Below are 11,248 nucleotides of genomic sequence, written 5' to 3'. Positions count from 1 at the left end.
CCATCCTCGCCCACCACCATTGCCGGAGCCGCAGCATGAAACACGCACGGCTCGCCACCTTCACCGTCGGCGGCAAGGCGCGCTATGGCGCGGTCACCAGCAAGGGTGTCATCAACCTGTCGGCGCGCCACGGCCAGTGGCCGACGCTGCGGGAAGCGATCGAGGCCGGCGCCTTGCGGCGGCTGGCGGAAGAGGCCGAGGCCTTCCCGATCGATTTCCCGCTCGACGCCATTGCCTACGAAATTCCGATCCCTTCGCCGGAAAAGATCATCTGCGTCGGCGTCAACTATCCGGACCGCAACGAGGAGTACAAGGACGGCCAGGCAGCACCCTCGAATCCGTCGCTGTTCGTCCGTTTTCCCCGCTCCTTCGTCGGCCATGGCGCGCCGCTGGTGCGGCCGCCGGAATCCCCGCAGCTCGATTATGAGGGCGAAATCGTCATCGTCATCGGCAAGGCGGGACGGCGCATTGCCGAGGCCAACGCGCTCAGCCATATTGCGGCATTGTCGCTGTGCAATGAAGGCACCATCCGCGACTGGGTGCGGCATGCCAAGTTCAACGTCACGCAAGGCAAGAATTTCGACCGCAGCGGCTCGATCGGCCCTTGGCTGGTGCCGTTCACCGACGCGGAGCAGATCGCCGACATCGCGCTGACCGCCCGCGTCAATGGCGAAATCCGCCAGCAGGACCGCACCAGCCGGATGATCTTCTCGTTTCGCAAGATTATCGCCTATGTCTCGACCTTCACCACGCTGGTGCCGGGCGACATCATCGTCACCGGCACGCCGACGGGCGCCGGCGCCCGCTTCGAGCCGCCGATCTGGCTGAAGCCGGGCGACGTCATCGAGGTCGAGGCAGACGGCATCGGCGTGCTGCGCAACAGCGTCGTCGACGAGGAAGCAGCATGACCCCGGAGCAAGTGGAAGACGCCGCGGCACGGCTGTTCGAGGCCGAGCGTTCACGCCGCCAGATCCGGCTGCTCAGCCTCGATTTTCCCGAGGCGACGATGGAGGATGCCTATCGCGTGCAGGCAGCGCTGGTGACGCGCAAGATCGATGCCGGGCTGAAGCCGAAGGGCTGGAAGATCGGCCTCACCTCCAAGGCGATGCAATATGCGCTCGCCATCGACACGCCGGATTCGGGCGTGCTGTTCGACGACATGTTCTTCAATGACGGCGCGTCGGTTCCGGCCGGCCGCTTTATCCAGCCGCGCGTCGAGGCCGAGATCGCCTTCGTCATGAAGGCGCCGCTGAAAGGCCCCGGCGTGACGATCTTCGACGTGTTCAACGCCACCGACTACATCACGCCGGCGCTCGAAATCCTCGATACGCGCATCGAGCGCGTCAATGCGGAGACGAAGAAGGCGCGTACCTTCTTCGACACCATTTCAGACAATGCCGCCAATGCCGGCATCGTCATCGGCGGCCGGCCGCAGCGGCCTGATGAGACCGACATGCGCTGGATCGGCGCCATCGTTTCGCGCAATGCCGAGGTCGAGGAGACCGGGCTTGGCGCCGGCGTGCTCAACCATCCGGCGATGGGCATTGCCTGGCTGGCCGACAGGCTCGCCCGCTACGGCATGTCGATCGCTGCCGGCGAGGTCGTTCTCTCCGGGTCGTTCGTGCGTCCGGTCGAGGCGCGACCCGGCGACACGATCGTCGCCGATTTCGGCAGTTCGGGCACGGTCAGCATCCATTTCGCGAAGGGCTGACGGTTCCGCCAGTTCTTATCAATCGGCCTTATTCGCCATGCAGATAGGCAATCACCACATCGGCTGCGATGGCCGACATGCGCAAGCCGACCTCCCTGGTGATGTCGCCTTCGACGCGGCTCTGCACCCAGCCGAGGAAGGCGAAGGCCCGCAAGGCAGAAAACAGCGGCAGCGCGGCGATGTCGCGCGCCGTCAGTTCGCGCTCCTGCCGATAGCCCTTGAGCAAAGCGTCCTCGATCAGCGGATAGATCGCCTCATCGCGGTTCTGGTAAAGCGCGACGGCAAGGTCGTACATGTGCCAGCCATGGCCGCAATCGTCGAAGTCGATGATGCGGATCGCACCATCATGGACGAGCACATTCTCGCGCACCAGGTCGGCGTGGATGATGCCGAAATTGCGGGCACTGCGTTCATACGTCAATAGCGCGCGCACGGCCTTTTCGCGCGCCCGCAAAACCAGCTCCCGGCGAGGACCGTCGAGGAAGGGCGAGGTCTCGAAACGCCCCCAATTCGGGTTCGCGCCGAAGAAGCCGTCGAAATCCCAGGCATGGCGGGCAAAGCCGGACGGAGGCGTCCAGGCTGCTGTGACATTGTGCATGTGGGCGATGGTTCGCCCGATCTCGGTAAAGATCTGTCTTGCCTGCTCGGGCGTAAAATCCAGCGGCACGCCTCGCGCGCCGACGGCGCGGCCTTCCAGCCAGCTCAGGCAATCGACTTGCCGGGGTTGCATTGAGGCGTTCGCGCTGACAAGCACGAACAGATCGCCAGCCGGCGTGGCGACCGCAGATGGCGTGGCGATGCCGGCCGATTGCAGAAAACCCATCCATTGCAGTTCCGAGCGCAGGGCGGCGTCCGTGTGATAGCCAAACCGGTGAATGCGCATGGCGGCCGGCTGGCCATCGGGCAGACGGATCCGGAAGACCGCGTTCTCGCGGAATTTCAGCAGCTCCGGCTCACCCTCATCAATGCCCCAATGGGCGAGCGCGCGCCTGGCCAGCGCCGTGACGTCGGCTGCCGTCTCGGGTTCGGATTGCGCGGAGACTGCGCTCACGCCTTCACTCCGCCGACTTCGCCAAGCACTTCTTCGAGGACGCCGATCAGGAAGTCGGCATTGTCGCGGGAGAACGGCATTGGCGGGCGGATCTTCAACACATTGCCGTGGATGCCGGTCTTGCCCATCAGCACGCCGCGCTGGCGCATCCGGTTGGCGACCTGCTCGGCAATGTCGGGCGCCGGTTCGCGCGTCTTGCGGTCGTGAACCAGTTCGGCGCCGAAGAACAGGCCAGCGCCCCTGACCTCGCCGATACATTCATGGCGATCGGCGAGCGGGCGCAGCAGGTTGAGTGCATAGGCGCCGACGTCACGCGCGTTGGCAACGAGATCTTCCTGCTCGATGACGTCGAGAACGGCATTGGCCACCGCGCAGGAAACCGGATTGCCGCCGAAGGTGTTGAAATAACGGAAGGCGTTGCGGAAGGTCGCCAATATCTCCCTTGATGTGACCACGGCGGCGATTGGATGGCCGTTGCCCATCGGCTTGCCCATGGTGACGATGTCGGGAACGAAGCCTGCGCGCTGGTGGCCCCAGAAATGACTGCCGGTGCGGCCGAAACCAGGCTGCACCTCGTCGGCGATGACCAGTCCGCCGGCGTCACGCACCGCGCGCATCGCGTCGTCGAAAAAGCCGGATGGGAGCGTCGGAAAGCCTTCATTGGCGAGCAGCGGACAAAGGATGATGCCGGACAGGCCGATACCGTCCTTTGCCAGCGCGGCGATGGCTTCGCGCACTGCGTCGCCAAAGGCTTTGCCGTTGGCCATCGCAGCCGGATGGCGATAGCTGTCAGGCGCCGGCACCAGCCTGACATTGCGGGCGCGGCCGCCGACCGGCGGCATGCGGGTGCTGAGCTGCGAAACCGCCGCGGTGTTGCCATGATAGGTGGCGTCGGTGGCGATGATACCCATGCGGCCGGTGGCGGCCTGCGCCATGCGCAGCGCGATGTCGTTGGCCTCGCTGCCGGTGCAGGTCAGGATGGCGGTCGACAGGCTGGCATCGAAGGTCGCGGTCAGCCGCTCGACATAGTCGAGGATGGCGGTGTGAAGATAGCGCGTGTGGGTGTTGAGCAGGCTTGCCTGCCGGCACAGGGCCTCGACCACATAGGGGTGGCAGTGGCCGACATGGGCGACGTTGTTGTATGCGTCGAGATATTTGCGGCCGTCGGCATCGTAGAGCCAGACACCTTCGCCGCGCACCAGGTGCACGGGCTCGTCATAGAACAATTGCGATTTCGCACCGAGCAGGCGCGAGCGCCGGCTAACCAACGCTTCTTGCGGTTGAGTCATTGCGTCTCGAAACTCCGTTCTCTCCAATAACCGTCAGACCTTCGACAGGCCTGCATCCAATGCTTCGCCGATCCTCGCGACATCCGCGGCGCTGACGATAAGCGGCGGCGACAGGATGATGGCGTTACCGGAGACGCGCAGCATGACGCCGGCCTCGTAGGCCGCCTCCGAAACCAATGCCATGGTCTTCTTGTCGGCGGGCTTTTTCGTCGCGCGGTCCGAGACCAGCTCCAGCGCCGCCATCAGGCCCTTGTACCGGACATCGCCGACGATCGCATGCTTCGCCTTCAGCCCCTCCAGCACGGCTGCGAGTTCGACACCACGCGCGGCCGCGTTCTCGTTCAGGCGCAGCCGTTTGGTCTCGGCAAGCGCCGCCAGACCCGCGGCGCAGCCGACAGGATGGCCGGAATAGGTATAGCCATGGCCGATGGCGCCGAAGCTGGTCTTGTCGGCCTCGAAGACATCGGCGACCTTGGCGCCGATCAAAGTGGCGCCGAGCGGGAAATAACCCGAAGTGATCGCCTTGGCGATGGTCATGAAATCCGGCTTCACACCGGACAGACGCGAACCCGACCATGCGCCGGTGCGGCCGAAGCCCGTCACCACTTCGTCGGCGATCAGCAGGATCTCGTGGCGGTCGCAGATTTCGCGCACCAGCGGCATGAAGCTCTCATGCGGAACGATGACGCCGCCGGCGCCGAGAACCGGCTCCATGATGAAAGCGGCGATGGTGTCGCCACCCTGGAAGGCGATTTCGTCCTCCAGCGCCCTGGCGCAGAGTTTTGCCAGCCGCACTGGGTCGGTCTCGTCGAACGGATTGCGGAAGGTCCAGGGCGCAGGAATGTGGAAGACGCCCGGCAGCAGCGGCTCGTAGTTGCGGCGGAAATTGGCGTTGCCGTTGACCGACGCGCCACCGAAATGCGTGCCGTGGTAGCCTTTCTTCAGCGCCAGGAACTTGGTCCGGTCGGCCTGGCCGCGGATCTTCCAGTACTGCCGCGCCAGCCGAAGTGCCGTTTCGACCGAATCCGAGCCGCCCGAAGTGAAAAACGTCCGCACCATGCCTTCTGGCTCGAACCATTCGCAGAGTTCGTAGGCGAGCTCGATCGACGGGCCGGTCGAGGTGCCGCGAAAGCCGGAATAATAGGGCAGCGCGCCAAGCTGGTCGGCGATCGCTTTCTTGATCGGTTCGCAGCTGTAGCCGAGATTGACGTTCCACAGGCCGCCGACGGCGTCGAGCACGGTGTTGCCGGCGATGTCGGTGACCATCACACCCTCGCCTTTCATGATCACCTTTGGCGGGTTGGCCCGCATCTCGGCCGGATGCGCCATCGGATGCCAGATCGGCTTGGCGTTGGTTTCGGTGAGAAAATTGATGTCGCGCATAATGGACTCCGCAAAAATCTCAGGCAACTGGGACGAGGTCGAAATGGCCGAGCGCCTCGGCATAGGAATGAGCCGGGCGAGCGACGTCGAAATGCACCGTGCGCATGCCGGCAGCACAGCCGCCATCGACATTGCGCCGCTGGTCGTCGACGAAGACGCAAGCGCCGGCAGGCAGGCCAAGCGCCTCGGTGACGAAGGCATAGGCACGCGGGTCGGGCTTGAGGATGCCGGTGTAAGTGGCGTCGATGATAACATCGAACAGGCCGAGCAACGGCAGCCGCTGGCGGAAGTCGGCGCCGTAGAACAGGTCGAGTTCATTGGACAGGATGGCCAGTCGAAAACCGGCGGCATGCACCGTGCGAATGGTGCTGTCAGCCTCCGGCCGCACCACCTTTTCCGGCTCGGCCCCTCGCGCGCGCCGGACGAAGGTCTCCATCGCCTGCCAGTCCTCCCCCACCAGACGGCCGACCTCGCTTGTGCGTGTGCGCCAATAGTCACGCTCGCTGATCTCGTCGGCCTGCATGGCGCGCCACAGCGGATCGCTGCCCGGATCGAACGGCCCGCGCCATTGCAGCGTCCCCGGCGCGAGGCCGAGCGCCTGTTCGGTCAAGGCGTGGGTCTCGAACAGCGTGCGGGTGACGACGCCGCCGAAATCGAGGACAAGCGCCTGGACGGGAACAGCACTCACGCCGCCACTCCCTCGGCCGGCTTGCCGCGCGGAACGATGCCTTCCTCGACCCAGCGGTCGAAGATCTCGAGCGCCTTGCCGACGAAGTCGTCGCTGTTGATGTGAGCGTCGATCTCGTGGAACTCGACGCCGGCGGGAATGACCTTGCGCATTTCGTCAGTGAAGGCGGCCAGGGCTTCCGGCTCATAGAGCGGCTCGCCCTCCACGTCCCATTCCTGGATGCCCTGGGACGGCAGGATGAAGGCGGAGCGGCCTCTGGCGGCACCGAGCTTGGCGGCGATGGTCCTGGCGACCTGGCGGCGATCGTCGGCATCGACGGTGATCGAAGCGATCAGCCTGTTGTGGGCATGAAACGGTCGCGTCGAGAATTTAGCCGGCAAATCCTGCCAGGTCGGCAGGTCGACCATGTCGACCGCGCCGGGTGCTGCGATCTGCGGAACGCCGCGGGCACCGGCATTCTCCAGCCGGTCGGTGCCGGAACTGACGACGGAGCCCGCGAGATGGTTGGTGATCTCCTGCAGGCTGAAGTCGAACACCGCGCAGAAATGGTCTTGGCCGGCAATCGATTCGAAGGCGCGGCCGCCCATTCCGGTGGTGTGGAAGACGGCAACGTCATAGCCGCGCTGTTCCAGCGCCGGCTTCAGCGTCTTCATGTAGCGCAGGCAGCTGCTGCCGAGCGAGGTCATGCCGATGGTCGGGCCTGTTGCCCGCGCCGACACGCGCGACGCCAGCACGATTTTCGCCGCGCCGACGACCGCACCACAGGCCTGTGACAGGACCAGCCTGCAGATCGAGTTGAGGCCGTACAGCCCGCCCGCCCAGAGGATCATCATCAGGTCGGGCGCGACGCGCTCGGGTGGGATGAGGTGCGAATAGGCGATGGTCGAGACGACGAATTTCGGCACGCCGAGCGGCAGGCAAAGCGCCACGTCGAGCGCCAGATCGGTTCCCATCGAACCGCCGATGGCGATGAAGGCGTCAATCTCGCCGTTTTGATGGAGCTTGCGCACCAGTTGCACGGCGCCGCCGGCCATCAGCGTCATGGCGGTGTTCTCGTCACCACTCGAAACGATCTCGGCGATCGTCACATCCACCGCCCGCGCCACGGCGTGCTTATCGTGGTCCGGACTGTAGGGCGGGTCGCCCAGCACGCTGACATCCATCATCACGGCGCTGCCGCCCGACTGCTCGATGCACTGTTTCATGAACAACAGCTCTTCGGCCTTTGTGTCGCCCGTGCCGATGACCAGGATGCGGGGTGCTGTCTCCGAGGGCATCAGGCCTGCCTCCTCAGGGTTTGCAGGTTTTCACCGTTGAGGCGCATGGAAATCTCCCGTGCCGCCGCCCTCACGGCAAGTCCCCGCTCCGTGATCGCGGCCGCCGTCGTTCTGGCCTTTGGCGCCGCCACCGCGATGGTGCCGAGCGCAAAGCCATCCGCCCCGCGGATTGCCGCCGCGACGCTGATCACACCTTCCTCATAGCCCTGGTCGCAGATCGAATAGCCGCGCTCGCGCGCCTCGCCCATGGATCTTGAGATGGCGGCCGGCTCGATCAGCGTATGGGCCGTGAAGGCATCGAGCGAACCCGTCAGGCACGCCTTGACGGTCTCGTCGCGGGCGAAGGCCAGATAGGCGATGCCCGACGCGGTCGAATGCAAAGGCAGCAACTGACCGATGTCGATGTTGACCCGGTTTGCCCATGCTGGATGCTCGACGTTGACGGTGACCAGCCTGTCGACGCCGAATTCCGACAAATGCACGGTCTCGGCCGTCGATGCGGCCAGGTCCCGCACCAGCGGAACGGCCGTCTGCAGGAAGGGAAAGCGCGCCTCGCGGATGCGCGCCAGCCGCGACAGCCCGGCGCCGAGGCGATAGTGCCGCGTACCCGCATCCTGCTCGACGAAACCACGGCCGGCCAGCGCTACCAGCAGCCGCCTTGTCGTCGCCTTGTCGAAGCCCGAGCGGCGCGCCAGATCGGACAGGCCGAGCTCGGGCTCGTCGACGTTGAACAGCTCCAGAAGCGAGATCGCTTTTCCGACCGTACTCAAATTTGCCTCCCCGTTCGGGACAATCATTTAACGTGTGAATTAACTTGACAGGCATCAGCATTGTTTGCAAGTCTATATTCAAAATAACGGTTCAAATAATGAACCAACCGCCAGAGTGCATGGGACAGGCCATTCGGCCGGCGAACTCAAGGGTTTGCAAACAGGAGGGATCAATGACAGCAGTCTCGGAACAGGCGCCGGCCAACAGGCTGCGCAAGAACAGTCTTGGCGTCGGCGCCATCACCTTCATGGTGATTTCTGCGGCCGCCCCACTCACGGCAGTCGCCGGCGGCACGCCGCTTGGCATGCTGATGCGCAATGGCGCCGGCTTTTCCGGCACCTATCTCATCGTGACCGTGCTGCTGCTTTTGTTCGCGGTCGGCTATGTCGCCATGTCACGCCATGTCGGCAATGCCGGCGCCTTCTATGCCTATGCCGCACGCGGCCTCGGCAGCATGGCCGGCGGCGCCACGGCGCTGATCGCCATCCTGTCCTACAACGCCATGCAGATCGGCGTCATGGGCCTGCTGGGCGCCGCAACCGCCGGCCTGTTCGCCGGCTGGGGCATCAACCTGCCCTGGTGGGTGTGGAGCTTCATCGCCATCGCGCTGGTCGCCGTGCTCGGCTATCGGCAGGTCGACCTCTCCGCCAAGATCCTGACGGTGCTGGTGCTGTGCGAATATCTTGTGGTGCTGATCCTCGATATCGCCATCCTCAAGACCGGCGGCGATAGCGGCCTGTCGGCGGCGCCATTCAGCTGGAGCCAGATCGTCAGCGGCTCGCCGGCCATCGCCATCCTGTTCTGCTTCGCCGCCTTCATCGGTTTCGAGGCGACGACGATCTATGCCGAGGAAGCCCGCGACCCAAAGGTCACCATTCCGCGCGCCACCTATTTCTCGGTCGTGCTGATCGGCGTCTTCTACATGCTCACGGCATGGCTGATGGCGGTCGGCGCCGGTGTCGACAAATTGCTGCCGACGCTGCAGGGATTGCAGGATCCGACGACCTTCCTGTTCGGCCTGTCCGACCGCTACGCCGGCACGATGCTTTCGCAGGCGATGAGCATCCTGTTCGTGTCGAGCCTGTTTGCCGGCGTGCTGGCGTTCCACAATGCGGTTGCGCGCTACATCTACGTCTCGGGCCGCGAGAAGCTGTTGCCGCAGACGATCGGCGTGACGCATCCGGTGCACCAGAGCCCACATGTCGCTTCCGTCATCCAGAGCGTGCTCGCCGCGGTCGTTGTCGGCCTGTTCGCCGTGCTCGGCCTCGATCCGGTGCTGGCGCTGTTTTCGTGGCTGACCAATGTCGCGACGCTCGGTGTCATCGCGATGATGGCGGTGGCATCGCTTGCCGTGGTGATGTTCTTCCGCGCCAACCCGGCGGCCCACGAGAATGCGCTGAAGACCACCATCCTGCCCGGGCTGACCTTCATCGCCTTCGTCATCATCATCTATTTGATCGTCATCAATTTCGGCAGCCTGTCGGGAGCCGGCGGTTTCCTTGGCGTGTTCCTGCCGGGGCTGGTGCTGATCGCCGCGATCGTCGGCCTGCTGCTGGCCAGCGCGCTGAAGAGCCGCGATCCGGTCGCGTTCAAAAACCTCGGCCAGCCGCTGAAAGATTGAGAAAAGCAAAGGGGCGGCATGCCACGCCGCCCCTTACACCACAAGGGGAGTGGCGGATTTGAGCTTTGCCGAAAATATCACCGTCGAGGCATTGGAAGCCGATCCCTACCCGATCTATGCAGAGCTCAGGCGCAGTGCGCCGGTCGCTTTCGTGCCGGCGGTCAATCTTTGGTTCGTCACCCGCTGGAAGGATGTCGAGAGCGTCGCCAAGTCGCCCGAGATCTTCTCCGCCGTCGTCGGCTCGTCACCAGTTGAGCGTTCCTTCGGCAAGCCGACCATCCTGACCACCGATGGCGAGACGCACAAGCAACTGCGCCAAGGCGTCGACCCGAAATACCGGCCGCGCACCGTCGCCGCCTATGCCGGCGACCTCGTGCGGTCGATTGCCGAACCTTTTCTGGACCGGATCGTCAACCAGGGCTCCGCCGAGCTGATGACCGATTATTTCGAGCCGGTGTCGACGCTCAGCCTGGCGCGCTCGCTCGGCCTTGCCGGCATCGATATGCCGACGCTGCGCCGCTGGTTCTACGGCCTTGCCCAGGGCGCCATCAATTTCGAGAACGATCCGAAACGGCAGGAGATCGCCGACGCAATCAGTGCCGAGGTCGGCGACGCCATCCTGCCGACGCTGGAAAGACTTGCGCGCCAGCCAGATGACTCGGCGCTGTCGCATATGCTGCATGACGGCATGCCGGAGGGCACGACGCGGCCGATCGACTTTCTGATGCCCAGCATCAAGGTCATTCTGCTTGGCGGCATGCAGGAGCCCGGACATGGCGCCGGCTCGATCCTCGCCGGCCTGCTGGCCCATCCCGAGCAATTGCGGCAGGTGCTCGCCGATCCCGAGACTTTCGTGCCGAGGGCGGTCGACGAGGGCCTGCGCTGGGTGGCGCCGATCGGTACGCAGACGCGGCAGACGACGCGGGCAGTCGAGATTGGCGGCGTGACGATCCCGGCCGGCGCTGCCGTCGCCGCCCTCGTCGCTTCGGCAAGCCGCGACGAGAGCCGCTTTGCCGATCCCGACCGCTTCGACATCAACCGCAACGAAGGCAACCATGCCGCCTTCGGCTTCGGCCATCATTTCTGTTCGGGCCGGTTCTTCGCACGCGAGCAGATGTGCCTTGCGGTGCGGCTGTTGCTCCAACGCTTCCCCGATCTCAGCCTTGTGCCGAGCAGGGAACCGGTGTTTCGCGGCTGGGAATTCCGCGCGCCAACCACATTGCATGTTTCCCTTGGAGTCCGTCACCAATGATCAGTCAGAATGCCATCGAAACGCTGCGCAAGACGGAGATCGGCGCGCAGGGCCTGTTCATCGATGGCGTGCAGGTCGAGGCAACAAGCGGCGCAAGCCTGCCGGTGACGTCGCCGATCGACGGCCGACCTTTCGCCAGCATCGCCGACGGCAACGCCGCCGATATCGACCGCGCCGTGAAGTCGGCGCGCAAGGCGTTCGAGCT

11 protein-coding genes are annotated in these 11,248 nt (G+C 64.7%); 5 read left to right on the top strand and 6 right to left on the bottom strand.

Features of this window, described 5'->3' with window-relative positions; genetic code table 11:
- Window positions 1-35: 35 nt before the first annotated feature.
- Window positions 36-908 (top strand): fumarylacetoacetate hydrolase family protein, encoded by an 873-nt coding sequence (locus EN879_RS11005; RefSeq protein ID WP_063169699.1) that lies wholly within the window; start codon window positions 36-38, stop codon window positions 906-908.
- Window positions 905-1,711: a 2-oxo-hept-4-ene-1,7-dioate hydratase gene (gene hpaH / locus EN879_RS11000; RefSeq protein WP_063169698.1), complete on the top strand. Its 807-nt coding sequence runs from the start codon at window positions 905-907 to the stop codon at window positions 1,709-1,711. The genes EN879_RS11005 and hpaH overlap by 4 nt, the downstream gene beginning before the upstream one ends.
- 28 nt (window positions 1,712-1,739) lie before the next feature.
- Here hpaH and EN879_RS10995 read toward each other — a convergent pair whose 3' ends face one another.
- Genes EN879_RS10995 through EN879_RS10970 form a run of 6 tightly spaced genes read right to left on the bottom strand, consistent with a single transcriptional unit; the run spans window position 1,740 to window position 8,169 of the window.
- Window positions 1,740-2,762: a phosphotransferase gene (locus EN879_RS10995; RefSeq protein WP_063169697.1), complete on the bottom strand. Its 1,023-nt coding sequence runs from the start codon at window positions 2,760-2,762 to the stop codon at window positions 1,740-1,742.
- On the bottom strand, window positions 2,759-4,051 hold the full coding sequence (locus tag EN879_RS10990; protein ID WP_063169696.1) for an aminotransferase class III-fold pyridoxal phosphate-dependent enzyme: 1,293 nt from the start codon (window positions 4,049-4,051) through the stop codon (window positions 2,759-2,761). Before EN879_RS10990 ends, EN879_RS10995 begins: the two co-directional genes overlap by 4 nt.
- 33 nt (window positions 4,052-4,084) lie before the next feature.
- Entirely contained in the window at window positions 4,085-5,434 is a 1,350-nt protein-coding gene (locus tag EN879_RS10985; RefSeq protein ID WP_063169695.1) for an aminotransferase class III-fold pyridoxal phosphate-dependent enzyme, read from the bottom strand.
- A 19-nt stretch (window positions 5,435-5,453) separates the two neighbouring features.
- Complete coding sequence (locus tag EN879_RS10980; RefSeq protein WP_063169694.1) at window positions 5,454-6,122, bottom strand: HAD-IA family hydrolase; 669 nt, start codon at window positions 6,120-6,122, stop codon at window positions 5,454-5,456.
- Entirely contained in the window at window positions 6,119-7,399 is a 1,281-nt protein-coding gene (locus EN879_RS10975) for a Tm-1-like ATP-binding domain-containing protein (RefSeq protein ID WP_063169693.1), read from the bottom strand. Before EN879_RS10975 ends, EN879_RS10980 begins: the two co-directional genes overlap by 4 nt.
- The gene (locus EN879_RS10970; protein WP_063169692.1) at window positions 7,399-8,169 is read right to left on the bottom strand and encodes an IclR family transcriptional regulator; all 771 of its coding nucleotides are present in this window, start codon (window positions 8,167-8,169) and stop codon (window positions 7,399-7,401) included. Before EN879_RS10970 ends, EN879_RS10975 begins: the two co-directional genes overlap by 1 nt.
- Window positions 8,170-8,342: 173 nt before the next feature.
- Here EN879_RS10970 and EN879_RS10965 point away from each other — a divergent pair, with 173 nt between their 5' ends.
- From EN879_RS10965 to EN879_RS10955, 3 genes are all read left to right on the top strand, one after another.
- Window positions 8,343-9,791 (top strand): APC family permease, encoded by a 1,449-nt coding sequence (locus tag EN879_RS10965; RefSeq protein WP_127274052.1) that lies wholly within the window; start codon window positions 8,343-8,345, stop codon window positions 9,789-9,791.
- Window positions 9,792-9,849: 58 nt separating this feature from the next.
- Window positions 9,850-11,043, top strand: coding sequence for a cytochrome P450 (locus EN879_RS10960; RefSeq protein WP_063169691.1), 1,194 nt, complete (start codon window positions 9,850-9,852; stop codon window positions 11,041-11,043).
- Window positions 11,040-11,248 (top strand): aldehyde dehydrogenase family protein (locus tag EN879_RS10955; RefSeq protein WP_127274051.1); only part of this gene is annotated, 209 nt, incomplete at its 3' end. The genes EN879_RS10960 and EN879_RS10955, both read left to right, overlap by 4 nt.

This window comes from Mesorhizobium sp. M7A.F.Ca.AU.002.02.1.1 (assembly GCF_003998535.1).
Lineage (GTDB): Bacteria > Pseudomonadota > Alphaproteobacteria > Rhizobiales > Rhizobiaceae > Mesorhizobium > Mesorhizobium ciceri.
This window is presented reverse-complemented; position numbering and strand designations above follow the sequence as displayed.